General features: G+C 64.5%; 26 protein-coding genes. 13 read left to right on the top strand and 13 right to left on the bottom strand.

What is annotated here, in order from left to right; all coding sequences use genetic code 11:
• Positions 1-3: 3 nt before the first annotated feature.
• The 10 genes from B0G83_RS25085 (at position 4) to flgL (ending at position 11315) form a co-directional block, all read left to right on the top strand.
• On the top strand, positions 4-738 hold the full coding sequence (locus B0G83_RS25085; protein WP_105510096.1) for a flagellar hook assembly protein FlgD: 735 nt from the start codon (positions 4-6) through the stop codon (positions 736-738).
• 43 nt (positions 739-781) lie between these two features.
• On the top strand, positions 782-2317 hold the full coding sequence (locus tag B0G83_RS25080; protein ID WP_105510095.1) for a flagellar hook protein FlgE: 1536 nt from the start codon (positions 782-784) through the stop codon (positions 2315-2317).
• A 19-nt stretch (positions 2318-2336) separates the two neighbouring features.
• The gene (gene flgF / locus B0G83_RS25075) at positions 2337-3095 is read left to right on the top strand and encodes a flagellar basal-body rod protein FlgF (protein ID WP_105510094.1); all 759 of its coding nucleotides are present in this window, start codon (positions 2337-2339) and stop codon (positions 3093-3095) included.
• A 40-nt stretch (positions 3096-3135) separates the two neighbouring features.
• Positions 3136-3924 (top strand): flagellar basal-body rod protein FlgG, encoded by a 789-nt coding sequence (gene flgG, locus B0G83_RS25070; RefSeq protein ID WP_105510093.1) that lies wholly within the window; start codon positions 3136-3138, stop codon positions 3922-3924.
• Between the two features lie 30 nt (positions 3925-3954).
• On the top strand, positions 3955-4653 hold the full coding sequence (gene flgH / locus B0G83_RS25065; RefSeq protein WP_105510092.1) for a flagellar basal body L-ring protein FlgH: 699 nt from the start codon (positions 3955-3957) through the stop codon (positions 4651-4653).
• A 2-nt stretch (positions 4654-4655) separates the two neighbouring features.
• Positions 4656-5843, top strand: coding sequence for a flagellar basal body P-ring protein FlgI (locus tag B0G83_RS25060; protein WP_105510091.1), 1188 nt, complete (start codon positions 4656-4658; stop codon positions 5841-5843).
• A 12-nt stretch (positions 5844-5855) separates the two neighbouring features.
• Positions 5856-6860 (top strand): flagellar assembly peptidoglycan hydrolase FlgJ, encoded by a 1005-nt coding sequence (flgJ, locus tag B0G83_RS25055; protein ID WP_105510090.1) that lies wholly within the window; start codon positions 5856-5858, stop codon positions 6858-6860.
• Between the two features lie 307 nt (positions 6861-7167).
• Positions 7168-7941: a flagellar brake protein gene (locus tag B0G83_RS25050; protein WP_181157072.1), complete on the top strand. Its 774-nt coding sequence runs from the start codon at positions 7168-7170 to the stop codon at positions 7939-7941.
• Between the two features lie 166 nt (positions 7942-8107).
• Entirely contained in the window at positions 8108-10081 is a 1974-nt protein-coding gene (gene flgK / locus B0G83_RS25045; RefSeq protein WP_105510089.1) for a flagellar hook-associated protein FlgK, read from the top strand.
• 10 nt (positions 10082-10091) lie between these two features.
• Positions 10092-11315, top strand: a complete 1224-nt coding sequence (gene flgL / locus B0G83_RS25040; protein ID WP_105510088.1) for a flagellar hook-associated protein FlgL — start codon at positions 10092-10094, stop codon at positions 11313-11315.
• 105 nt (positions 11316-11420) lie between these two features.
• On the opposite strand, the gene fliR is transcribed toward flgL, so the two are convergent.
• The 13 genes from fliR to fliF all read right to left on the bottom strand — a co-directional run bounded on the left by fliR (position 11421) and on the right by fliF (position 23932).
• On the bottom strand, positions 11421-12203 hold the full coding sequence (gene fliR / locus B0G83_RS25035) for a flagellar biosynthetic protein FliR (RefSeq protein ID WP_105510087.1): 783 nt from the start codon (positions 12201-12203) through the stop codon (positions 11421-11423).
• A gap of 37 nt (positions 12204-12240) precedes the next feature.
• The gene (fliQ, locus tag B0G83_RS25030) at positions 12241-12510 is read right to left on the bottom strand and encodes a flagellar biosynthesis protein FliQ (protein WP_035554507.1); all 270 of its coding nucleotides are present in this window, start codon (positions 12508-12510) and stop codon (positions 12241-12243) included.
• A gap of 52 nt (positions 12511-12562) precedes the next feature.
• Positions 12563-13399 (bottom strand): flagellar type III secretion system pore protein FliP, encoded by an 837-nt coding sequence (fliP, locus tag B0G83_RS25025; RefSeq protein ID WP_105510086.1) that lies wholly within the window; start codon positions 13397-13399, stop codon positions 12563-12565.
• Positions 13399-13938 (bottom strand): flagellar biosynthetic protein FliO, encoded by a 540-nt coding sequence (gene fliO / locus B0G83_RS25020; RefSeq protein ID WP_105510085.1) that lies wholly within the window; start codon positions 13936-13938, stop codon positions 13399-13401. Before fliO ends, fliP begins: the two co-directional genes overlap by 1 nt.
• Entirely contained in the window at positions 13935-14399 is a 465-nt protein-coding gene (fliN, locus tag B0G83_RS25015) for a flagellar motor switch protein FliN (protein WP_105510084.1), read from the bottom strand. The genes fliO and fliN overlap by 4 nt, the downstream gene beginning before the upstream one ends.
• Positions 14392-15390 (bottom strand): flagellar motor switch protein FliM, encoded by a 999-nt coding sequence (gene fliM / locus B0G83_RS25010; protein WP_035554514.1) that lies wholly within the window; start codon positions 15388-15390, stop codon positions 14392-14394. The genes fliN and fliM overlap by 8 nt, the downstream gene beginning before the upstream one ends.
• 53 nt (positions 15391-15443) lie before the next feature.
• On the bottom strand, positions 15444-15947 hold the full coding sequence (fliL, locus tag B0G83_RS25005; RefSeq protein ID WP_105510083.1) for a flagellar basal body-associated protein FliL: 504 nt from the start codon (positions 15945-15947) through the stop codon (positions 15444-15446).
• A 745-nt stretch (positions 15948-16692) separates the two neighbouring features.
• Positions 16693-18288 (bottom strand): flagellar hook-length control protein FliK, encoded by a 1596-nt coding sequence (locus B0G83_RS25000; protein WP_105510082.1) that lies wholly within the window; start codon positions 18286-18288, stop codon positions 16693-16695.
• Positions 18289-18355: 67 nt separating this feature from the next.
• Complete coding sequence (gene fliJ / locus B0G83_RS24995; RefSeq protein WP_105510081.1) at positions 18356-18805, bottom strand: flagellar export protein FliJ; 450 nt, start codon at positions 18803-18805, stop codon at positions 18356-18358.
• A gap of 2 nt (positions 18806-18807) precedes the next feature.
• Positions 18808-20484, bottom strand: coding sequence for a flagellar protein export ATPase FliI (gene fliI / locus B0G83_RS24990; protein ID WP_105510080.1), 1677 nt, complete (start codon positions 20482-20484; stop codon positions 18808-18810).
• Positions 20478-21161, bottom strand: a complete 684-nt coding sequence (gene fliH / locus B0G83_RS24985) for a flagellar assembly protein FliH (protein WP_181157064.1) — start codon at positions 21159-21161, stop codon at positions 20478-20480. Before fliH ends, fliI begins: the two co-directional genes overlap by 7 nt.
• On the bottom strand, positions 21148-22143 hold the full coding sequence (fliG, locus tag B0G83_RS24980; protein ID WP_035554529.1) for a flagellar motor switch protein FliG: 996 nt from the start codon (positions 22141-22143) through the stop codon (positions 21148-21150). Before fliG ends, fliH begins: the two co-directional genes overlap by 14 nt.
• Positions 22133-23932, bottom strand: coding sequence for a flagellar basal-body MS-ring/collar protein FliF (gene fliF / locus B0G83_RS24975; RefSeq protein ID WP_105510078.1), 1800 nt, complete (start codon positions 23930-23932; stop codon positions 22133-22135). Before fliF ends, fliG begins: the two co-directional genes overlap by 11 nt.
• Positions 23933-24167: 235 nt before the next feature.
• Here fliF and fliE point away from each other — a divergent pair, with 235 nt between their 5' ends.
• From fliE to B0G83_RS24960, 3 genes are all read left to right on the top strand, one after another.
• Positions 24168-24503, top strand: a complete 336-nt coding sequence (fliE, locus tag B0G83_RS24970; RefSeq protein ID WP_105510077.1) for a flagellar hook-basal body complex protein FliE — start codon at positions 24168-24170, stop codon at positions 24501-24503.
• A gap of 216 nt (positions 24504-24719) precedes the next feature.
• Positions 24720-25154, top strand: coding sequence for a flagellar export chaperone FliS (gene fliS / locus B0G83_RS24965; RefSeq protein WP_105510076.1), 435 nt, complete (start codon positions 24720-24722; stop codon positions 25152-25154).
• Complete coding sequence (locus tag B0G83_RS24960; RefSeq protein ID WP_035554537.1) at positions 25151-25477, top strand: flagellar protein FliT; 327 nt, start codon at positions 25151-25153, stop codon at positions 25475-25477. The genes fliS and B0G83_RS24960 overlap by 4 nt, the downstream gene beginning before the upstream one ends.
• The last annotated feature ends 107 nt before the right edge of the window (positions 25478-25584 follow it).

Raw genomic sequence — 25584 nt, 5'->3', positions numbered from 1 at the left:
TCCTTGACCACCAACACCACCATCGGCAGCAACGGCACGAACGTGTCGCAGACGCTGCTCGATACCATGAACGGCACGGGCAAGAGCTCGAGCGCGACGGGCGCGACCAGCTCGACGAGTTCCAGCAGCAGCAGCACCTCGGCCAGCAGCCTGCAGCAGACCTTTCTGCAATTGCTCGTCGCGCAGCTGCAGAACCAGGACCCGACCAATCCGATGGACAGCTCGCAGATGACCTCGCAGCTGGCGCAGATCAACACGGTGTCGGGCATCAGCCAGTTGAACACGACGCTGAGCTCGCTCGCGACGCAGATGTCGGCGGGCCAGCAGTCGCAAGCCGCGCTGCTGATCGGCTCGACCGTGCTCGCCCCGGGCAGTACGACGACGGTCGCGAGCGGCAAGGCCACCTCGTTCGGCGTGCAACTCTCCAACGCGGTGAGCGATCTTCAGGTGGTCGTGAAGAACTCGGCGGGCACGATCGTCAACACGATCGACCTCGGCAAGCAGTCGGCCGGCACGGTGCCGGTGGGCTGGACGCCGACCGACACGGCCGGCAACACGCTGCCCGACGGCACCTACACGATCAGCGCCGTGGGCACGATCAACGGCCAGCAGGCAACCGCGACCACGCTGTCGAGCGCGACGGTGCAGAGCGTCGTCATGCAGAGCACCGGTACGCCGGGCCTCGTGCTGTCGAACGGCACGACGGTCGGCCTGACCAACGTCGCCGCCATCCTCTGATTCAGATTCAGTCAGTTACGACTTTCCAGATACGGAGACCGTCATGGGTTACCAACAAGGTTTGAGTGGTTTGTCGGCATCGTCGAGCGACCTCGACGTGATCGGCAACAACATCGCCAACGCGAATACGGTTGGCTTCAAGAGCGGCGCGGCGCAATTCGCCGACATGTACGCGAATTCGGTGGCGACGGCCGTGGGCAACCAGGTCGGCATCGGCACGAAGCTCTCCGAAGTGCAGCAGCAGTTCTCGCAAGGCACCATTACCAGCACCAACCAGGCGCTGGACGTCGCGATCAACGGCAACGGTTTCTTCCAGCTGTCGAATAACGGCTCGCTGGTGTATTCGCGCAACGGCGTGTTCCAGCTCGACAAGAACGGCTTCATCACCAACGCGCAAGGTTTGCAGCTGATGGGCTACGGCGCGAACGCCGCCGGTGTCATCAACACCGCGCAAACCGTGCCGTTGAGCGTGCCGACCGCGAACATCGCGCCGCAAGCGACCACGAAGATCGTCGCCGGCCTGAACCTGAACGCCCAGGATCCGCTGATGCTCGGCACGCCGCTCGTGGCACCCACACTAGGAACAGGCAGTACGCTGTCCTCGCCGGGCGCGACGATCACGAACACCGCGTCGGGCACGAACAACGACAGCTACACCGTCAACTTCACGAGCGCGACCACCTACACGGTGACCGACACCACGCTCGGCACCACCACCGCGCCCGCTACCTACACGGCCGGCACGGCGGTTTCGCTCGGCAACGGTCAGACGATCACGATGAACGGCACGCCGGTCACGGGCGACAAGATGACGATCACGCCGACGCCGATCGCGTTCAACCAGAACAGCTCGACGACGTACAACTACTCGACCAGCACGACGGTTTACGACTCGCTGGGCGGCTCGCAGACGGTCAATATGTACTTCGCCAAGACGTCGGCGGGCACGTGGAACGTGTACGCGGGCACCTCGACCGGCACGGCGAACCTGGTCGGTCAGGCGAATTTCAACTCGTCGGGCACGCTGCTCGGCACGACTCAGGTCAACACCCCGATCGCGACGCCGCCGACCTTCACCGCGACCACGACCCCGTACGTCTACAACTTCAGCATTCCGACTACCGACGGTTCGTCGACGCCGCAGAATCTGACGCTGAACATTGGCGGCACGACGCAGTACGGCGGTAAAGACGGCGTGAACTCGCTGCAGCCCGACGGCTACGCAGCCGGCACGCTGACGAGCTTCACGATCGGCGCCGACGGCACGCTGACCGGCAACTACTCGAACCAGCAAACGGCGGCACTCGGTCAGATCGCACTGGCGAACTTCTCGAACCAGAACGGTCTCGTGAACCTGGGCAACAACGAGTTCCAGCAAACGTCGCAGTCGGGCGTCGCGCAGATATCCGCGCCGGGCTCGACCAACCACGGCGTGCTGCAAGGCGGCGCGGTGGAAAACTCGAACGTCGATCTGACGAGCGAACTGGTGAACCTGATCACCGCGCAACGCAACTATCAAGCGAACGCGCAGACGATCAAGACCCAGCAGACCGTCGACCAGACCCTGATCAACCTGTAAGCGACCGGGACTTCCCATCATGGATCGGCTGATCTACACCGCGATGTCGGGCAGCACGCAAGCGCTCGAACAGCAGGCTATCGTCGCGAACAATCTGGCGAACGCGTCGACCACCGGCTTTCGCGCGCAGCTCGCGACGTTCCGTGCCGTGCCGATGTCGTTCGGCGACGGCAGCACGGTCAACGACAACACCACGCGCACCTTCGTGCTGTCGTCGACGCCGGGCGCGGACTATACGCCCGGCCCGATCCAGCAGACGGGCAACCCGCTCGACGTCGCGATTCAGGGTCCGGGCTGGCTGGCGGTGCAAACCGCCGACGGCAACGAGGCCTATACGCGCGCCGGCAATCTGCACGTCGACGAAAACGGCCAGCTGGTGAACGCGATGAACCAGACCGTGCTCGGCAACGGCGGTCCGGTATCGGTGCCGCCGGGTGCGGAAATCACCATCGGCAAGGACGGCACGGTGTCGGCCCTGACCCCGGGCGATCCGCCGACGGCGGTGGTGACGATCGATCAGCTGAAGCTGGTGAATCCGGATCCGCAAACCATGACGCGGGGCGACGACGGTCTGTTCCGGACCGCCGACGGCAACCCCGCCGACGCCGATCCGGCCGTCACGGTGGCGCCGGCTTCGCTCGAAGGCAGCAACGTGAATCCGGTCAGCGCAATGGTCTCGATGATCACCAACGCGCGCCAGTTCCAGATGCAGACCAAGCTGCTGGAAAGCGCCGACAAGAACGACCAGTCCGCTAACCAGCTGCTCAGCTTTAGCTAACAGGGTGTGCCGGGTTCGCCCGGCATCAAGGAGAAGAATAGTGAACCGCTCACTCTATATCGCCGCGACCGGCATGAATGCGCAACAGGCGCAGATGGACGTGATCTCGAACAACCTCGCGAACGTCAGCACCAACGGCTTCAAGGGCTCGCGCGCGGTGTTCGAAGACCTGCTGTACCAGACCGTCCGCCAGCCGGGCGCGAATTCGACGCAGCAAACGGAACTGCCGTCGGGCATCCAGCTCGGCACCGGTGTGCAACAGGTCGCCACCGAGCGTCTGTACACGCAGGGCAGCCTGTCGCAAACCGGTAACTCGAAAGACGTCGCGATCAACGGCGCCGGCTTTTTCCAGGTGCAGATGCCGGACGGCACGACCGCCTACACGCGCGACGGCTCGTTCCAGACCAACGCGCAAGGCCAACTGGTCACGTCGAGCGGCTATCAGGTGATTCCGGCCATCACGATCCCGACCAACGCGACTTCGCTGACCATCGGCAGCGACGGCGTGGTGTCGATCACCGTGGCCGGCTCGACCAATAGCCAGCAGCTCGGCTCGATGCAGCTCGCGACCTTCATCAACCCGGCCGGTCTGGATGCGAAGGGCGAAAACCTGTTCTCGGAAACGGCCTCGTCGGGCGCGCCGAACATCGCGCAACCGGGCCTGAACGGCGCCGGCTCGCTGAATCAGGGTTACGTGGAAGCATCGAACGTGAACGTGGTGCAGGAACTGGTGAACATGATCCAGACGCAGCGCGCTTACGAAATCAACAGCAAGGCCGTGACCACGTCCGACCAGATGCTGCAGACCTTGAGCCAGATGCAGGTTTAAGGGGTTGGGAATTAAAAGGCGGTAATCATCATGTCGCACTCTTCTCGTCACCCGGTTCATTCGCGTACCGCCGAGGCGCTCGTGCAGCTCACGCTGCTCGCCGCGCTCGGTGGCTGTGCGCTCGTGCCTAAGCAGCCCATCACGCAGCAGCCGATGACGGCCATGCCGCCGATGCCGCCGCAGATGCAGGCGCCAGGCTCCATCTATAACCCGGGTTACGCGGGCCGGCCGCTGTTCGAAGATCAACGGCCGCGCAATGTGGGCGACATCCTGACCATCGTGATCCAGGAAAACGTCAATGCGACGAAGTCCTCGGGCGCGAACGCCAACCGTTCCGGCACCACCAACTTTAACGTGCCGACCGCCGGTTTCCTGCCCGGCCTGTTCAGCCGGGCGAACATCAACGCCACCGGTTCCAACGTGTTCCAGGGCACGGGCGGCGCGAACGCGTCGAACACGTTCAACGGCACGATCACCGTGACCGTGACCGGCGTGCTGCCGAACGGCAACCTGGCGGTGAGCGGCGAAAAGCAGATGCTGATCAACCAGGGCGATGAGTTCGTGCGCTTCTCCGGCGTGGTGAATCCGAACACGATCTCGAACCTGAACGCCGTGTACTCGACCCAGGTCGCCGACGCGAAGATCGAATACTCCGCGAAGGGCTATCTCAACGAGGCCGAGAACATGGGCTGGTTGCAGCGGTTCTTCCTCAACGTCTCACCGTGGTAATCATGCGTACCGTCTTCTCCCGCCCTGGCCGCCTCGCGCGACTCGCTCACTTCGGCCGCGCGCTGGCCTTCGTCGCGCTCGCCTGCGCGGCGCTGCCGGCCGCGACGCCCGCGCACGCGGAGCGTCTGAAAGACCTCGTGCAGATTCAGGGCGTGCGCGACAACCCGCTGATCGGCTACGGCCTCGTCGTCGGTCTCGACGGCACGGGCGACCAGACCACGCAGACGCCGTTCACCACGCAGACGCTCGCCAACATGCTGGCGAACCTCGGTATCTCGATCAACAACCAGGCGGCGGGCTCGACCAATCAGCAGTCGTCGCTGTCGAACATTCAGCTGAAAAACGTCGCCGCGGTGATGGTGACGGCGGTGCTGCCGCCGTTCGCGCGTCCGGGCGAAGCGATCGACGTCACGGTGTCGTCGCTCGGCAATGCGAAGAGCCTGCGCGGCGGCACGCTGCTGCTTACCCCGCTGAAGGGCGCGGACGGCCAGGTGTACGCACTTGGTCAGGGCAACCTCGCGGTCGGCGGCGCCGGCGCGAGCGCGAACGGCAGCAAGGTGCAGGTCAACACGCTGGCCGCGGGCCGGATCGCCGGGGGCGCAATCGTCGAACGTGCGGTGCCGACGTCGGTCTCGCAAGCGGGCACGATGCAGCTCGATCTGAACGACATGGATTACGACACCACGCAGCGTGTCGTGTCGGCGGTGAACAATACGTTCGGCAGCGGCACGGCCATGGCGCTCGACGGCCGCACGATCCAGCTGCGCGCGCCGAGCGATCCGGAGCAGCAGGTCGCCTTCATGGCGCAATTGCAGAATATCGACGTCAAGCCGGCGCAAGCCGCCGCGAAGGTGATCCTGAATGCGCGCACCGGCTCGATCGTCATGAACCAGATGGTCACGCTGCAGAGTTGCGCGGTCGCGCACGGCAATCTGTCGGTGGTGATCAATACGCAGCCGGTGGTGAGCCAGCCCGGCGCGTTCTCGAACGGCCAGACCGTCGCGGCCAAGCAGTCGCAGATTCAGTTGAAGCAGGACAACGGCGCGCTGAAACTGGTGACCGCCGGCGCGAACCTCGCCGAAGTGGTGAAGGCGCTCAACGCACTGGGTGCGACGCCCGCGGATCTGATGTCGATCCTGCAGGCCATGAAGGCAGCGGGCGCTTTGCGCGCCGACCTGGAAATCATCTAAGGAAGACAGCAGATGAATTCGGACACGATCAATTCCGCCAACTCGGCCAATGCGGCCAACGAGCTGACCCAGCGCTTCGCGCTCGACGTCCAGGGTTTCAGCAAGCTGAGCGCGCAGGTGAAGGCGTCGCCGCAAGCGGGCATGAAGATGGCCGCGCAGCAGTTCGACGCGGTCTTCACGCAGATGATGCTGAAAAGCATGCGCGACGCGACACCGCAAGATGGTCCATTCGATTCGCATGACAGCGCGACCTTCACGTCGATGATGGATCAGCAGTTGTCGCAGCAGATGTCGCAAAAGGGTATCGGCGTGGCCGATGCGATGCTCAAGCAACTGATGCGCAATCAGGGCATTCAGACCGGCGGCGCCGGTGGCGCGGGCGGTCTCGCCGGCATGGCCAACGCGCTCGGCGGCGGCAGCGGCGGCGACGAAGGTCAGACCGCCGCGCTGAACGCGCTCGCGAAAGCGTACGGCAATGCGCAAGCCAACGGCCAGCTGGCCATGGGCAAGGGTTATTCGGCCAACAGCGCGCTGACGCCGCCGTTGAAGGGCGACGGCAGCTCGCCGAAGGTCGACGCGTTCGTCGACAAACTCGCCGCACCCGCTCAGGCAGCCAGCGCGGCGACCGGCATTCCGGCGCGCTTCATCATCGGTCAGGCCGCGCTCGAATCGGGCTGGGGCAAGAGCGAGATCAAGAAGACCGACGGCTCGACCAGCCACAACGTGTTCGGCATCAAGGCAACCAAAGACTGGACCGGCAAGACCGTTTCGACGGTCACGACCGAGTATGTGAACGGCAAGCCGCAGCGCACCGTCGAAAAATTCCGCGCGTACGACTCGTACCAGGAAGCGATGACCGACTACGCGAGCCTGCTCAAGGGCAACCCGCGTTATGCGCAGGTCATCAACTCGGCGCATGACGTGAGCGGTTTCGCCAACGGCATGCAGCGCGCCGGTTATGCGACCGACCCGCATTACGCGAAAAAACTGATGTCCATCATGCAGAAGATGGGCTGAGCGATATCCCATGCACGCGACGGGGCCAGGTGCATAACAAGACGGACGAGGCCGGTTGTCCACGGGCAGCCGGCCCAGCCGCGCGAGACGGATGGGGTGAACGGGGCGGTTTTAACGTTTGCGGCAAATAATTCATTACAGGCCCCTAAATTTTGGCCTGACGATGCCGCTAATCAGTTAGACCCGATACCGGAAAGCGCAGTATTGTCCGGTTGAATGCGCGTGCTGCGGCTTCGATGAAGACCGCGCGAAAGCCCCGGCAGGAGCCTTGGCACGCGCCCGCAAGAACATGCATACCGGCAAGCCCATGGATATGAACCAGTCGAATGGCCAGACCGACGCGCCCGGCCAGCCGCACGCTCCACTAGACGAAAGTGCCAACGACTTCGGTCGTCGCAATCCGCTGGAGATCGGCGTACAGCTACGCAATCTCGTCAATCGCGGCGATTTCCTCACTGCGCAATACGCGGGCGGTCAGCTCGTCACGCGGCTGCTCGACGTCGACGTGCGCGGGCGCACCTTCACGTTCGACTGGGGCGCGCTCGCCGAACAGAATCGGGGCCTGCTGGCCGCGCCGCGCTGCCAGTTCCACGCGCAGCCGGACGGCGTGCGCGTCGAGTTCGCGACCGCGACGCCGCGCGAGACCCGCTACGAAGGGCTGCCGGCGTTCGAAGCCGACTTCCCCGAGGTGCTGTTTTACGTGCAGCGGCGCGAATATTTCCGCGTCGATGCGCCGATTCTCGATCCCTACATGTGTACCGGCCTTTTGCCGGAGGGCGGTACGTTCCGCTTCGAGGTGCATGACCTGTCGCTGGGCGGCGTCGGCATGCGCACGACCGACGAACGCGTCGCCGAATTGCCGATGGGCACGCGCCTCGTGGATTGCGAGCTGGTGCTTGGCGCGCTCGGCCGTCTTTCGCTCGATCTGCAACTCGTGTCGCACCGCTCCACCGCATTACCGAACGGCACGCAGCGCTACCAGTTGGGCTTCCGTTTTCTGACGCTGCCGGGCAGCGCCGAAAACACGTTGCAACGCCTGATCACGCAGCTCGAAATGAAGCGCCGCTCGCTGGTGCGCTGAGCTGCCGCGGATGGATCACGAAGCCCCGGCAGCGCGGCCTCGCAAACGTTGAAACAAACGTCGAACACGCATCGGAACGGCCTCAATTTTTCCGCATCGAGGCCGTTAAACAGACTGTTCAAGCAACGCGGCGGCAGGCGGTCGATGTCGCCCTTCAGGATGACGCATGTCAGATCTCATCAATCTCGGCCTCAGTGGACTGAACGCAGCCCAGTGGGGACTCACGACGACCGGCCAGAACATCAGCAACGCGTCGACGCCCGGCTACACGATCGAAACCCCGGTCTACGCGGAAAGCGGCGGCCAGTACACGGGTTCCGGCTATCTGCCGCAGGGCGTCTCGACCACCACGGTGACGCGTCAGTACAGCCAGTACCTGACCACCCAGTTGAACAACGCGCAGGCGTCGGGTAGCTCGCTGTCGACCTACAACACGCTGATCTCGCAGCTGAACAATCTGATCGGTAGCCCGACCGCCGGGATTTCGAGCGCGATTACCAGCTACTTCACCGGCCTGCAGAACGTCTCGAACAGCCCATCGACGCTGTCGACCCGTCAGACCGCGATCAGCGGCGCGCAGACGCTCGTGAACCAGATCAATGCCGCGGGTCAGCAATACGACTCGCTGCGCCAGAGCGTCAACACGCAGCTCACCAACACCGTTTCGCAGATCAACAGTTACACGCAGCAGATCGCCCAGTTGAACGGCCAGATCGCTCAGGCCAGCACGCAGGGCCAGCCGCCGAACCAGCTGCTGGATCAACGCGACCTCGCCGTGTCGAATCTGTCGCAACTGGTGGGCGTGCAGGTCGTCAACAGCAACGGCAGCTATAGCGTGTTCATGGGCAACGGGCAGCCGCTCGTGTCGTCCACCAACAGCTATAACCTGGGCACCGCGCCGTCGACGGGCGACTCCAGCGAACTGTCGGTGCAGTACCTCGGGCAGGCCGGCGCGAATCCGGCCGCCAAGCCGCAAAACCTGCCGGACAGCAAAATCACAGGCGGCTCGCTGGGCGGCCTGCTGCAGTTCCGCAGCCAGACGCTCGATCCGGGTGAAGCGCAACTCGGCGCGATCGCCGTGAGCTTTTCCGCGCAGGTCAACGCGCAAAACAGCCTGGGTATTACGCTCGGCGGCACGCAGGGCGGCGCGCTGTTCTCGGTGGGCAGTCCGACGGTCTACGCAAACACGCAAAACACCGGCAACGCGTCGCTGAACGTCTCGTTCGCGAACCCCGCGCAGCCGACCACCGGCGACTACACGCTGGCCTTCAACGGCACCACTTACACGCTGACCGACAATTCGAGCGGCGCAGTGGTGGGCTCGGCAACCAATCTGAGCCAGCCGATCAACGGTCTGAATTTCTCGACCACCGGCACGATGAACGCCGGCGACTCGTTCACGGTCGAGCCGACCCGTGGCGCATTGAACAGCTTCGCGACCGCGACGACCGATCCGTCGGCGATCGCTGCCGCGCTGCCGTTGCAGGTGGCCGCTTCGACCGGCAACACCGGCACCGCGACGATCACCTCGCCGTCGGTGACGGCCGGCTACACGATGCCGAACGCGACGACCACGCTGGCGTACAACGGCACGGGTCTGACCGGTTTCCCGGCAGGTTCGACGGTGACCGTGGCCGGCACGCCGCCGACCAGCTATCCGATTACCGACGCGACCACGGTGGTGCCGTATTCGACGGCCAACGGCGCGACGTTGACGATCACCAATCCGACCGCCGGTCAGATGAACAAGGTCACGATGACCATCAGCGGCACACCCGCTGCCGGCGACAAGTTCACGATCGGTCCGAACACCGGCGCGACCAGCGACGGCCGCAACGCACTGGCGCTGTCGAACCTCTCCACCGCGAAGGCGTTGGCGGGCGGCACGGTCACGCTGAGCGGCGCGTACGCGAATTACGTCAACCAGATCGGCAACCAGACCAACCAGGTGCAGACGGCGAGCACGGCGCAAACCGCGCTGGTGACGCAGATCACCACCGCGCAGCAGTCGGTCTCGGGTGTGAACATTAACGAGGAAGCAGCCAACCTGCTTCAGTATCAGCAGCTCTATCAGGCGAACAGCAAGGTCATTCAGACCGCGCAGACCCTGTTCCAGACGTTGCTTGGCATCTTCCAGTGAGGCGTTGAACATGCGTATCTCCAGCGCGCAGTACTTCAACATGAACGTGCAGACAATGAGCAACCAGCAAGCTCAGTTGTCGCAGATCTACGCCGAGATTTCGAGCGGCGTGAGTCTGTCCACGCCGTCGGACAATCCGCTCGGCGCGGCGCAGGCCGTGCAGTTGAGCTCGACGGCCACCACGCTTGCGCAGTACACGACGAACCAGACCACCGCGCTTGCGTCGATGCAGCAGGAAGACTCGACGCTCGGCAGCGTCAACACCGTGCTGACGACCATTCACACGCTGGTGCTGCGCGCCGGCGACGGTTCGCTGACCGACAGCGACCGCGGCGCGCTCGCCACGCAATTGACGAGCCTGCGCAGTCAGTTGATGACGCTCGCCAATTCCACCGACCCGCAGGGCAACTACCTGTTCGCCGGCTATCAAAGCGGCGCCCAGCCGTACTCGACGACCGCCTCCGGCGCCGTGACCTACTCGGGCGACACCGGCGCGCCGGCCATGCAGATCACCGGCTCGCGTACCCTGCAAACCGGCGATAACGGCCTCGCGATCTTCGGCAGCGTCGCGTCGATCGGCACCAGCGCGGTGCCGGCGGCGACGGCCGGCAACACCGGTACCGGCGTGGTCAGCAGCGTCAGCCTGACCAATCCGACCGATCCGACCAACGCGGACACCTACAAGATCAACTTCGTGTCGGCGACCACGTACACCGTGAGCCAGACCAATCCGGCTACCGGTACGACGACCACGGGCGGCGCGCAGCCGTTCACGGCGGGTTCGGCGATTACGATCGGCGGCCAGTCGGTGTCGATCAGCGGCGCGCCGAACTCGGGCGACAGCTTCACGGTGACGCCGGCGACGCAGGGCAGCATGGACGTGTTCGCCAATCTGAGCCAGTTGATCACCACGTTGCAAACGCCGCTCACGCCCGGCGCGCAGACGGCCAGCTTCCAGAGCCAGCTGACCACCAGCATGACGCAGCTCGAAAACACGATGAACAACGTGCAGACGGCGCAGGCGACCGTGGGTGGCCGCATGAACGAAGTGCAGGCGCTGCAGACGGTGACGCAGACCAACACGCTGCAGACCGCCAGCAACCTGGCGGATCTGACGCAGACCGACATGGTCAAGACGATCGGTCAGTACACGCTGACGCAGAACGCGCTGCAAGCAGCACAGCAGGCGTTCGCGAAGATTCAGAACATCTCGCTGTTCCAGTACCTGAACTAAGCGTCAAGGTAGTCTGAAACGAAGCAGGGCGGACCCGGTGTGAACCGGGATCCGCCCTTTCTGTTTGTGGCGACGTTTCGTTTCGCTTCGGTCGGGTGCCGCTCGTTATCGAAGCCCGGCCGCCACGCGTCCCATCTGATCGATCCCGATGTCGAACAGCCGCATGAAGAACGGAATCATGTTCGGGATCATCAGTTGCAGGAGCAGCATGCCGATCAGCATGGTCAGCGGAAAACCGATCTGGAACACGCCGATTTGCGGCGCCGCACGGTTCAGAATGCCGAGCGCGAGGTTGGTGATGAGCAGCGCGACGACCACCGGCAGCGACAGCAGCAGGCCCGCCGAAAACACCGTGTTGCCGAACATTGCCAGCGTATGCCAGCCCGGCGCGCCGAGCACATTCGCCGACACCGGCACCGACTGGAATGTGGCGAGCAGCGCGCTGATCATTTGCAGATGGCCGTCGATCACGAGAAACACGAGCATCGCGATGGTGTTCATGTAGCTCGACAGCACCTGGCTCGAACTACTCGCCTGCGCGTCGAAGAAGGTCGCGAAGCCGAGCCCCATGCCGAGTCCGACGAAGTCGCCGGTCGCACTGATGGCCTGGAACACGATCTGCATGGTGACGCCGAGCGCGATGCCGATCAGAAACTGGTTGATGATGATCCACACGCCCGCGCCGGAAAACACCGTGAACTGCGGCATCGCGCCGAGCGTGGGCGCAACGATGATCGTGATGAAAGCCGCGAGGCCGATCTTCACGCGCATCGGCAGGGCTTTGTTGCCGAGCACCGGCGCGGTGGCGACCAGCGCGAGAATCCGCACGAACGGCCACAGGAAGGCCGTGAGCCAGCCGTTCAGTTGCGCGTAGGTGACGGAGAACATGACGGCGGGAAAGGGCGAGCGAGGACCGGTGCCGCGCTCAGTTGACGAGCGTCGGAATGTTGGTGAGCGTCTGGCGCAGATAGTCGAGCATGGTGGTCAGCATCCACGGACCGGCGATCACCATGGTCACGGCAATCGCGAGCAGCTTCGGAATGAACGACAGGGTGGTTTCGTTGATCTGCGTGGCGGCCTGGAACAGGCTCACGACCAGGCCGACCACCAGCGCGACCAGCAGCAGCGGTGCGGCGAGCAGCAGGCCGACATACATGGCCTGGTGCGCGAGCGTCATGACGGATTCTTGATTCATGGCGAGAGAACCGGAAAACGTGGAGGGCGCTAGCCCCGATTAAATAGCGCGCTTAAACGAAGCTCTGCGCGAGCGAACCGAGCAGCAACTGCCAGCCGTCGACCAGCACGAACAGCATCAGCTTGAACGGCAGCGAGATGGTGGCGGGCGACACCATCATCATCCCCATCGACATCAGCACGCTCGCCACCACCATGTCGATGATGAGGAACGGAATGAAGATCGTGAAGCCGATCTGGAAACCCGTCTTCAGTTCGCTGGTGACGAACGACGGCACCAGCAGCGACAGCGGCACGTCTTCCGGACCTTGCATGGGCGCCGCGTGCGAGATGCGGGCGAACAAGGCCAGATCGGTTTCGCGGGTCTGCCGAAGCATGAAGGTCTTGAACGGCGCGAGACCGCGATTGACGGCCGTTTCCATCGGAATCGTGCCGTCGGAGAAGGGCTTGTAGCCGTCGTTGTAGGCCTTGTCGAGTACCGGCGACATGACGAACAGCGTGAGGAACAGCGCGAGGCCGACCAGCACCTGGTTCGGCGGCGTGGTGGACGTGCCGAGCGCCTGGCGCAGCAGCGACAACACGATGATGATGCGCGTGAAGCTCGTCATCATCAGCACCATCGCGGGCAGGAACGACAGCATCGTGAGCAGCAGCATCGTCTGCACGCTCAGCGAATAGGTCGTACCGCCGTTCGGACCGGGGCTCGTGTTGAAGGCCGGCAAGCCGGCGGCTTGCGCGAACGACAGCGTCGGCAGCGCGAGCAGCAGCGCAGGCAGTGCGACTGGCGCGACACGGCGCGCAACGCGACCGAGCGCGGCCATGACTGTCGACGCGGTGCAGTGCATGCGAGCGTATTGCGCGTGACGCGCCGAAGAAAGACTGAACTGCATTAACGAACCCCGTTGCCTTGCCCGTTGAAACGTTTGCCCACTTCGCCTTTCAAGGCATCGCGAAAGCGCTGGCCGAAACTGCCGGGCAATGCGGCGCTGGCGCCGGGCGCGGCCGGCGCCGTGGCGCCGGCGGGATCGAGCGCGGCGGAACCCGCCGGCATCGTATGAAGGAGTCGCACATTGCCGGGCGCCGTGCCGAGCACGAGCCACGTATCGCCGATCTCGACCACCGCGACGCGTTCCTTGCCGCCGAGCGAAGCGCCGCCGACCGTTTTCACGAGGCCGCCGCGACTGGCCGGCTGCAAGCCGAAGCGGCGGGCGAGCCAGCCGCACGCGAACACCAGGCCGATCACGACCAGCAAGGCGAAGATGGTTTGCAATACCGCGCCGACGCCGAGTGCCGGGACGGCGGTGCCGGCACCGACGCCGGAGGCGATCTTCGCGGCGTTGTTGACCGCGTTCATGTCGGCCGCGAACGCCGCGAACGGCATGGCCAGCAGGGCGATCGAGGCCGACGCGCGACCGGCAAGGCGTTTCATCGATTCAACTTCCGGATACGTTCGGACGGCGTGATGATGTCGGTCAGACGGATACCGAACTTGTCGTTCACCACCACCACTTCACCCTGCGCGATCAGACAGCCGTTGACCAGCACGTCCATCGGTTCGCCGGCCATGCCGTCCAGTTCCACCACCGAACCCTGTGCCAGTTGCAACAGGTTGCGGATCGCGATCTTGGTGCGGCCGAGTTCGACGGTCATCTGGACGGGAATGTCCAGGATCATGTCGATGTCGTTGCGCGTCGTGGTCGGTTCGACCTTCGACAGCGGCTGGAACACGCCCGCCGTGGTCGGGCTGATTTCTTCGTTGTCGTTCTGCTCGGCCAGCGCGCTGGCCCAGTCCGCCATGGCCGTTTCATCGTCGGCCGAGACGTCGTCAGCCGCCATTTGGGGCGCAGTGCCGGCCAGTTCGGTCTCAGGCTTTGCGTTCAGATCACTCATATCCACCTTCCTTCATCGTGTCGGCTGCGCTGATCATTTTCTGGACCCGCAACGCGTACTGACCATTGAAAATACCGTAGCCGCATTCCATTACCGGCACGCCATCCACTTTCGCGGTGATGTGTTCGGCAATGTTGATCGGCAGAACATCGCCTTTGCGCATGTTCAGAATCTTTTCGAACGTAATCGGCACCTGGGCGAGGTCCGCAGTCAGTTCCACTTCCGCGGCCTGGACCTGCTGCGACAGCACGCGCACCCAGCGGCGATCGACTTCGAGTGCTTCGCCCTGAATCGGCGACACCAGAACGTCGCGAATCGGTTCGATCATCGAATACGGCATGCAGATGTGCAGCGTGCCGCCGGTCGTGCCGAACTCGATCGAGAACTGGGTGACGATGACGATTTCGTTCGGCGTCGCCACGTTGGCGAACTGCGTGTGCATTTCCGAGCGCACGTATTCGAACTGCAGCGGACGCACGCTTTTCCACGACGCCGTGTAGTTGTCGAACACCAGGTTCAGCAACTTGTTGATGATGCGCTGTTCGGTCTGCGTGAAATCGCGGCCTTCGACGCGGGTATGGAAACGCCCGTCGCCGCCGAACAGGTTGTCGACCACGAAGAACACCAGGTTCGGGTCGAACACGAACAGCGAGGTGCCGCGCAACGGCTTCACGTGGACCAGGTTCAGGTTGGTCGGGATCGGCAGGTTGCGGGTGAATTCGCTGTATTTCTGCACCTTCACCGGACCGACGGAGATTTCCGCCGAGCGCCGCATGAAGTTGAAGATACCGACGCGCAGCAGACGCGCGAAGCGGTCGTTGATGATTTCGAGGCCGGGCATCCGGCCGCGGACGATGCGTTCCTGCGTCGCGATGTTGTACGGGCGTACGCCCACACGTTCGCTTGTGTCGGCTTCTGAATCTGTTTCGCCGGTTACGCCCTTGAGGAGGGCATCGACCTCCTCCTGGGACATGAACTCTTCGTGGCCCATTCCTTATTCCTCGTGCGTACCGTGGCGGTTGATGGTGGCAGCGCTATGCAACGTCACTGCACGACGAATTCGGTGAACAGCACGTCGTCGACGTGGATCGGCGCGGCGCCCTTGTCGGTCGGCTGTTCGATCAGCGTCTTGAGTTCGGTGGCGAGTGCGCGCTTGCCGTCGAGCGGTGCCAGATCGTCCGGGTGTTTATTCGACAGGGCGAGCAGGATGTGGCTGCGCACTTCCGGCATATGGTCGGTGAGTTCCTGTTGCGTGCGGGCGTCGCCGAGCTTGAGCGTCAGGCCGATGCGCAGGAAGTGCTGCTGGCCGTCGTCCGATTGCAGGTTGACGGTCATCGATTCGAGCGGGAAGAACAGCGGCACGGCGGGCGGCGTCGGCGCGGCGGCTTCTCGCGAGGCGGCGACGGGCGCGCGTTTGGACATGAAGAACCACACACCCGCGCCGGCGGCGCCAGCGGCGATGATCGCGATGAGGACGATCAGGATGATGCGCTTCAAGGGGCCCGGGGAAGCGGGCACGGCTTGCTGGTTTGCGGTTGTGGTTGCCATGAGGTTTGCTTTGCTTGCCTTTAGTGCTGGTGATGGTGATTGTTGTTGATTTGGGCGGTGCGCGATGGGTCGAAAAGAAGGGTTATTGAGGGCTATCTCTGGTTTTTAGAGTTGAGCGCCTTGGCGGGGGCCTTTGGGTTGTTTGGCTTTGGGTTTGGCCTTTCCTTGCATTCTTGGTGGTCTATTAGCGTTCCCCCTGTGCGGGGGGCACCTACTTTTCTTTGCCTGCCGCAAAGAAAAGTAGGCAAAAGAAAGCGGCTCACACCGCTAACCATTAAGCGGCCCCCGTGACTCACCACCGGCAGTGGTGCATCTGGAATCCGTGCCCCCGCACATTCAAAGCCAGTGACACAGCAGTCATTCTTCCGGCAGCGCTACGCGCGCCCCCGGGACACTTTCCAAACCGGCGGCCGGGTTTGGCCGTCGGTATTTACGGCGCCCCGCCGAGGCGAAGCCGATGGCCCCGCGGAGACACCAACGCTACCGGCCGAACCGTTCCGGTGAGCGCGAAGCGCGAGACGGGAAGAATGATTGCTGTGTCACTGGCGCGGAGTGCGCGAGAAGACGGATTCCAGATGAGCCACTACCGTGACTGCGCGGGGGACCCGCTTAAGAGTTAGCGGTGTGAGCCGCTTTCTTTTGCCTACTTTTCTTTGCGGCAGGCAAAGAAAAGTAGGTGCCCCCCGCACAGGGGGAACGCTAATAGACCACTAAGAAACCAAGGAAAGGCCAAAAAAGCAGCCACCTAGGCAAACGTATCAACAAGCCCAACAGTCCGTTTAACGGGAACAGAAACGACACTAGAAGCGGAATCATCGGCGCTGCCGGAGGCAAAAGAAGCGCCACTGCGCCCACCCCCCCCACCGCCGGACGGCCCCGACTGCTGCCCGCTCTGCTGCCGGGCAAACCCATCACTCACGCTAGCGCTGCCGAGCCCAATCCCATTCTGCTCCATCGCCTCCCGCAACTTCGGCAAAGCAGCCTCAACCGCCTCCCGCACCGACTGATGCTGCGAAACAAACAGCGCATGCGCGTGATTGTCAGCAACCTGCAAAACCACCTGTAACGGACCCAGGTCCTTCGGATTCAACGTCAGTTCAGCACTCTGCGTGTGCGCATTCGACAGAAACACCACCTTCTGACTCAACGCATCTTCCCAATCCGTCGTGCCGACCTGCGGCGCCAACGCATTCGCGACCTGCGCCGCACCCGCGTTCGCCGTGCTCTGCAACGCCGTCGTCGCGCTCGCCGCACCTGCCGCCTGCGTCGCAGTCAGCGCCGCCGTCGCGGCGTCGGCCGCACTCTTGAACGAACTCAAATCGTCAGTCTGAGCGCCAGCACCCGCAGCGGTCGCGCCCAACGTATCGGCCGCCGCCTTGGTCGTGGCGGCAGGGTCCGCGGTTGTCGCCGCCGTCAGCGCCGCTTTCGAGGCGCTCGATCCCTTGCCGTCGCCAAACAGCCCCGTGGCCAGCGACTTGCCGTCCGTCGTGCCATTCACCTCGCCGTTCGCGCCAGCCGTGCCGCCCGCCATCGCCGCCGCACCAGCCGCCGCGCCGCTGGCCAATGCCTGTTGCGGGACCACGCCCTGGCCGCTCGCGAGGGCGGCCAAAGCCGCCTGCAACGCGTCCTGCGTCGCCTTCGAATCCGTTGCGCCCGCTTTCTTGCCCGGCGTGCCGGTTGTCGTGCCGTCAGGGAGTGTGCCCGCCAGCGTGTCCGGCAGATCGGTCGTGGCCGTCGTGGGATCCGGAACGGTCGGCGTGGCCGCGGCGTTCGCGTTGGCCTGAGCTTGCGCTTGCGCTTGAGCCGCCGCCGCTGCGGCCGCCGTGCTCGAATTGGCCTGGTTCGCCGCATTGCCGGACTTGGCCGGCGTGCCTGTCGTGTTGCCCGTCGATGCCTGCTGCGCATTGCCCGACGACGAAGCCGACGACGTCGTCCCCGTCGAATTGCTGCCGCTGCCGCTGCTGGCGTCGCTCGCGCTCTTCGTGGACGGATCGGGCGGCGGCGGAGCGTCATGCACGCTCGACGTCGACGTCGACGCGGGCGGAGTCGGCGGCGGGGAAGCCGGCGTCGGAACGGCCTGTTGCTGTCTCGCGGCCAGCGCGGCTTGCTGTTGCGCAGCCTGCTGCTGAGCGGCCTGTTGCTGCTGCGCCGCTTGCTGGGCAGCCTGTTGCGCCGCGGCCTGCTGTTTGGCGCTCTGCGCAGCCGCGCTGCTCTGCTGGTCGATGCTCTGCTGCAGCGTTTGCGAGAACGGCTGAACATTCGCCGCGGCGGCGATTGCCGCATTCGTGGACGAGCTGCTGGCGGTGCCGAGCAGTGAGCCGATCTGTGAAAGTGGCGACATAGGGAATCCTGTCAATCCGTCAAACGGGGTGTTCGGTCAGTCGAGGTGGTTAGCGTGCCGGGACGCGTCATACGCCTTCGGCACGCATCCTCAGAATTCGGGCGGCATGTTCGTCGGCGTCGCGCTGGTCGCGCCGCGCCATGGTCTTCGCTTCAGCCGCTTCGCCGCGTGCCTGCAGCACTTCGTACGAGCCGAGCTTCTGCTTCTGACGCTGCCAGTCGGGCTTGGCGGTCTCGACCCGCGCGTTGGCCGTCACCAGTAGATTGCGCTGCTGGTCGATGGCGGCGTCGAGCGTGTCGATAAAGGCCTGGAAGTTACGCATGTTGCCGGCCGGCATGCCAGTCTGGGCCGTCGCCGTGAAACGCGCGTGATATTCGTCGCGGTACTGCACGAGTGCGTCGAGTTGCGCCTGCACGTCGTTGCGCTCGCGCTGCGCGCGGCCCAGACGTTGCGCGGCGGCGTCGACATCGTCCTGAGCCAGGCCGATAAGGGTCTTGATCGGAAAGTGTTTCGCCATCGTCAGCCTCCTTGGGCAAACAGCGCGTCCAGCATCTCGAGACTCGGTTCAAAGTTCGCGCACTCGCGGAAACCTTGCTGCAAAAAGGCTTCCATCCGCGGATACAGCGCAATCGCCCGGTCGAGCAGCGCGTCGCGCCCACTCGAATAGGCGCCGACGTTAATCAGATCGCGGTTGCGCTGATAGCGCGACAGCATCTGCTTGAACATACGCGTCTTTTCCAGATGGTTATCGTCGATCAGCGCGGTCATTGCCCGGCTAATCGACGCTTCAATGTCGATCGCCGGATAATGGCCGGCCTCGGCGAGCGAGCGCGACAGCACGATGTGGCCGTCCAGAATCGCTCGCGCGGAGTCGGCGATCGGATCCTGTTGGTCGTCGCCTTCGGTCAGCACGGTATAGAACGCGGTAATCGATCCGCCGCCCGCCGGGCCGTTGCCGGTCCGTTCGACAAGCGCTGGCAGCTTGGCGAACACCGAAGGCGGATAGCCCTTGGTGGCAGGCGGTTCGCCCACGGCCAAAGCGATCTCGCGCTGCGCCATCGCGTAGCGGGTCAGCGAGTCCATCAGCAGCAGCACGTGCTTGCCCTGATCGCGGAAATATTCGGCCAGCGACGTCGAATACGAGGCGGCCTGCATTCGCAGCAGCGGCGAGACGTCGGCCGGGGCGGCGATCACCACCGAGCGCGCCAGACCTTCCTCGCCGAGAATCTGTTCGATAAATTCCTTCACTTCGCGGCCGCGTTCGCCGATCAGGCCGATCACGATCACCTCGGCGCTGGTGTAGCGCGCCATCGTGCCGAGCAGCACCGATTTACCGACGCCCGAGCCGGCGAACAACCCCATGCGCTGGCCACGGCCGACGGTCAGCAGCGAGTTGATCGCGCGCACGCCGACGTCGAGCACCTTGTGAATCGGCTCGCGGTGCAGCGGGTTGATGACGGGCGCGGAAAGCGGCGCGTCGGCGTGCGCGCCAAGCGGGCCGAGTCCGTCGAGCGGACGGCCGGACGCGTCCAGCACGCGGCCGAGCAACTCCCAGCCGACCGGCAGGCGTTTCGCGCCCGCCATCGGATCGGCGATCGGCGCGCTTTCGAGCGGATAGACGCGTGCGCCGGGGAGCAGGCCGATCACTTCGGTGGTCGGCATCAGAAACAGTTTGTCGCCGGAAAAACCCACCACTTCGGCTTCTGCCATTGGCAGCGAACTGCCGGGCGGCAGCTCGATCATCACTTCGGCGCCCACCGACAGGCGCAGACCCACGGCTTCCAGTACGAGTCCTGCGGCACGCGTCAACTTTCCGCAGGCACGCATCGGCTTGGCGATCGCGCTGCGCGCGCGCAGTGCGTCGAGCCGGCCGCGCCAGGCCTGCATGTGCGGGTTGCTGTCGAGCGCGGGGTCGTAAGGGGCGTGAGCTTGAGCGGCGGCAGCGGCCGAGGCCGATCCGGACGCGGCATGGGCGGCTAGCTTCGCAGCCGCCGCCGATTCGCGGCTGGCCGCCGCGCCGGTCGCCGGATGCGCAAGCGCCGGATCGCGCTGCGCCGAACCGGCCGAGGCGCCATCAGCGGCGCCCGTTACCGGCCCATCCTTCAGCGCCTCGGCGCCGAACGACGCGAGCGCGAGTTCGCGCTCAAGCGGCGTCAGGTCGCTGGCGCGGATATCCTCGAGCGTCGGCTTCACCACGTACTCACCTTGCCGAGCGCAGCGGCGACGCGCTCCCAGCGCGTGTCGATGCCGGCATCCACTTCGCCGGTCGCGGCTTGCGCGCGGCAGCCGCCGCGTTCCACCGCCGGGTCGGTCCGCACGGTCCAGCCGCGCGTTTGCAGTTCTTCCATCAGATAGGCTTCGACGACCGGCAGATCGGCGGGACTCACGATCAAGGCCGGCGCGCCGATCAGCGTGGGCTCGGCGGCCAGCACCTCACGCGCGGCGGCGATCAGTGCGGTCGGATCGTGCTGCACGTGCTGGCGCACCACCTGTTGCGCAATGTCCAGCGCTAGCGCGACCAGCGTTTCGGAAATCGCCCCCTGAGCGCCTTCGAGCGCCACCTTGAAGGTCTCGGCCAGTGCCGCGAGCCGCGCCGCTTCTTCGCGCGCTTCGCTCTGGCCTTGCTCGAAACCCTGCGCATGACCCTGGTCGTAACCGGCCTGATAACCGAGCGCCTGCCCGGCCACATGACCGGAAGCGATGCCCTGTGCATGAGCGGCGTCGCGCAGGCGTTCGAGTTCGGCTTCGAACGCGCCGTCGTCGACCTCGGGTTCGGGCGGCGCCGGCGGCACCGGATCGAACGAGGCCATCTCCCAGCGCTGGTAGGCCGAGAGGCTTTCCTTCGCCGAGGAGTTCTGATCAGACATATGCATCTTCCGCCTTGCCGCCTAGAACGATCTGGCCGCTTTCCGCCAGGTTGCGCACGATCTGCAGGATGCGGCGTTGCTGCGTCTCGACTTCGGAGACGCGGACCGGGCCGCGCGCATCGAGGTCTTCGGCGAGCAGTTCGGCAGCACGCTGCGACATGTTCGAGAGGAACTTCTGGCGCAGCGCGGGCGGCGCGCCCTTCAGCGAGATGATCAACGCTTCGGACTCGACTTCCTTCAGCAGCAGCTGGATCGCGCGGTCTTCCAGATCGAGCAGGTTCTCGAACACAAACATCTGATCAATGATCTTCTGCGCAAGTTCCGCGTCGTACTGGCGCACGTTCTCGATGACGCCTTCTTCATGGTTGCTCGACATGAAGTTGAGAATCTCGGCTGCCGTGCGGATCCCGCCCATCGGGCTGCGCTTGAGGTTGTCGCTGCCGGACAGCAGGCCGGTCAGCACGTCGTCGAGTTCGCGCAGCGCGGCCGGCTGGATGCCGTCGAGCGTCGCGATCCGCAACAGCACGTCGTTGCGCAGCCGTTCCGTGAAGCAGGCGACGATTTCCGACGCCTGATCGCGGTCCAGGTGGACGAGGATCGTCGCGATGATCTGCGGGTGCTCGTTCTTGATCAGTTCCGCGACGGCCGCCGAGTCCATCCACTTCAGGCCTTCGATACCGCTGGTATCGCTGCCTTGCAGAATCCGGTCGATGATCGCGCCGGCCTTGTCGTCGCCGAGCGCCTTGGTCAGCACCGAACGGATGTACTCGTTCGAATCCAGCGACATGCCGGTGTGCTGTTCCGCCTCGCGCACGAACTCCTGCAGGACTTCGTCGACCTGCTCACGGGTCACGCTCTTCAGTGCCGCCATCGCCACGCCGATCTTCTGGACTTCACGCGGCCCGAGGAACTTGAATACCTGCGCGGCTTCTTCCTCGCCAATCGACATCAGCAGGAGCGCGCTCTTCATTACGCCTTCAGCGCTCATCGGTCACCCAATTTTTCACGACGGTTGCAACGATCTTCGGATCCTGGCGCGCGATGCTGCGGGCGAATTCCAGGTTCCGCTCATATTTGTGCTTGGCGTTTTCGAGCGCCATCATCTCGGCGTCGCCTTCCAGTTCAGCCACGGAGCTCACACCGCCCGCGCGCTCGGCGGCGGGGATGCCGTCCAGCAGGATCGGCTCGTCAGGCGAGTTCAGCGCCGCGACCGCGACCGGCTCCGGCGGCGGGAAGGCGCGGCGCACGGCCGGCTTCACCATCACGAAGTACAGGAACAGGGCCACTGCGGCGATGCCGAGGTAGGTCGCGATCTGCTTGGCGAGCGCGATCATGTCCGGCGTGCGCCACCACGGCAGGTCGGCATTCGGATCGACTTCGGTGCTGAACGAGCTGTTCACCACGTTGACCGAGTCGCCGCGCGAGGCGTCGAAGCCCATCGCGTCTTTCACCAGCTGATTGACCTGCGCGAGCTTGTCGGCGGTGACCGGCTGCATCGTTACGTGGCCCTTGGCGTCGACCACCCGCAGATAGTTGACCACCACCGCCACCGACAGACGCTTGATGCCGCCCATCGGCTGTTCGAGGTGACGCACCGTCTTGTCGAGTTCGTAGTTGGTGGTCGAGTCCTTGCGGTCGCTGACCGGCGTGGTGGTCACGCCGCTCGCGCCGTTCGGCGCGTTGATCGGCGCCGAGGCCGGTTGCGGCGGCTGGTTCGACAGCGCGCCCGGCACGCCCGAGGCGCCGCCTTGGGACATTTCGGTGGCGCTGCTGGATTGCTGGCTGCGAATCGCCGCCTGCTGCGGGTTGCCGTTCGGGCCGTAGTTTTCCGACGTTTGTTCGGTTCGGGAGAAGTCGATATCCGCGCTGACCTGCGAATGCGCGTTGCCGGCGCCGAACAGCGGCGACAGGATCGAGTCGATGCGCTGCTGGGTGTTGCGTTCGATCTGCTGGCGGTACTTGAGCTGCGACGCGTCCAGACCGCTGCCGCCGGACGGCTGCGTCAGCAGGTTGCCGTCCTGGTCGAGAATGGTGACGCCCTTGACCGGCATGTCCGGCACCGCCGACGACACCATATGGGTGATCGCCAGCACCTGGCCTTCGTCGAGCGCGCGGCCCGGATACAGATTGACGAGCACGGAAGCCGACGGTGCTTCCTTGTCGCGCACGAACACGGACGGCTTCGGAATCGCCAGATGCACGCGGGCCGACTTCACCGACGAGATCGATTCGATCGTGCGTTCCAGTTCGCCTTCCAGCGCGCGCTGGTAGTTGATCTGCTCGGCGAACTGACTGATGCCGAACTTCTGGTTGTCCATCAGTTCGAAGCCGACCGAGCCGCTCTTGGGCAGGCCCTGCGACGCGAGCCGCAGACGCATTTCGTGCACCTGCTCCGACGGCACGAGAATCGCGCCACCGGAGTCGGAGAACTTATAGGGAATGTTGGCGGCCTGCAGCGCGGTGATGATGGCCCCGCCGTCGCGGTCGGACAGGTTGCTGTAGAGCACCTTGTAGTCCGGCGCCCGCGACCACAGGAACAGGCCCGCGACCACGGCGATCAGCAGCGCGACCGCGAAAATCAGCGGGGCACGCGGGTTGCCGCGCATTTGCGCGAGGCCTGACAGGCGCTGACCAAAATTGCCGCCGAGGTTGCCCCCCAGGCCACCGAGGTCCGCGCCGCCGGCCTGGCCTGCACCGGGGACACCGGCGCCGGGCTGCGCGCCGGCGAGGCCCATGCGGGCGTCGGGGTTGATCAAAGAGTTGGCTGACGAATCCATGCGTCGGGTATCTCCGGGATGCCTTTGCGTTCTGCCGCTTTACCGCACCGAGGTCGGCGGGCGTACGGACAGAGACTTTCACCATTGAAATTATCCGCAGCGCGGCTCAACCCGATTGCTTGAATAGAGCGGGGTTTCCCCCCTAGTTTCGGGGCTTTCCCGTATGCGCCGCTGCTATGCTTTCATCCCAGATCGGTACGGTTCTGGCATGCCGGTCGTCATTCCTGGAGAGAACATGACTATGCCCGTGAACGCGCTTTCGTCGGCGCTGCAACAGATGCAGTCGATGGCGGCGCAAGCGGCCGGCAGCAATAACACGGTGGCCGACCAGTCCGGTGCGGCTACGGCGGGCGGCTTCGCGTCCGCGCTGAAAGCGTCGCTGGACAAGATCAGCGGCGATCAGATGACCGCCGCCAACGAATCGAAAGCGTTCGAACTCGGCGCGTCGAACGTCTCGCTGAACGACGTGATGGTCGACGGACAGAAGGCCAATATCGGCTTCCAGTTCGGCTTGCAGGTGCGTAACAAGCTGGTGTCCGCCTACAACGACATCATGCAGATGCAGGTTTAAGCGCGTTCGGGCGGCAAGGCTTACCCGCCCGCCCGAACCACCGTTTGCCGTGTGGCCCTGGCGGGCCGCGCCATCTGGCGCCTTAATCCTCCTTACACCGGCCTAAAGCTTTCCCGCTGCGTATCCGATAACCAGATACAGGCAGAAATCCGGGTGCGACAACGTGCCCGGACGGGATGCCATGACCAACCGCTGTGCAAGAGAGGAGGAGCGCCGATGTTTTCCCCAGGACACTCTGGAGCCAATGCGTACGCACGCGTGGGCGTCGAGACAGGGGTGATGGGCGCGAGTCCGCATCGTCTGATCGTGATGTTGTATCAGGGCGCCCGTCAGGCGATCGCGCAAGCGCGCATGCATTTGCAGCAGGGCAATGTGCCGGCTCGTGGAGAGGCGATCGGCAAGGCGATTCAGATCGTCGAAAGCGGGCTGCAGCAGTCGCTCAATGTCGATGCGGGCGGCGAGATTGCAGAGCGGTTGGACGCGCTATATGGCTATATGTCGCGCCGGCTGCTCGAAGCCAACGTAAAACAGAGCGAGGCGATGCTGGTCGAGGTCGACGGCCTGCTGGCGACACTCGAAGAGGCATGGATCGGGATCGCCCCGGAAATCGCGCGGATGGCGGCCCAGCCGGCCGCGGAAAGCATGAGATGACATCGAACGCAGAATACTTCGCCCGCTACGAGGCGATCGCAGCGATTTCCTGCCGCATGCTGACGGCTGCGCGGCGGGCACTGTGGAACGATCTGGTCCACCTGCAAGAGGAATACCGCCATCTGGTGGACGCGTTGAAGGACGCCGAGACCGGCGTCAGGCTCGACGAATCGGAGCGATTACGCAAATACGCGCTGATCCGGCAGATTCTCGCCGACGACGCCGCGATCCGCGACCTGGCGAATCCGCGCATGGCCAATCTGTCGGCGTTGTTCGCCGGCCGGCCGACGCGCGTGCTCAAGGAACTGTACGGGGCGCGCTGAATTCGCCCGCGTGCCGACTTGTCGTCCGTGTGCCTGCCTGCGCTGGTTTCTTCACCGCTTCGCCTGATTGACTGTATTTGAGCGCGCTGCCGCCACTGTGACCAAGG

This window comes from Paraburkholderia sp. BL21I4N1 (assembly GCF_002973525.1).
Lineage (GTDB): Bacteria > Pseudomonadota > Gammaproteobacteria > Burkholderiales > Burkholderiaceae > Paraburkholderia.
This window is presented reverse-complemented; position numbering and strand designations above follow the sequence as displayed.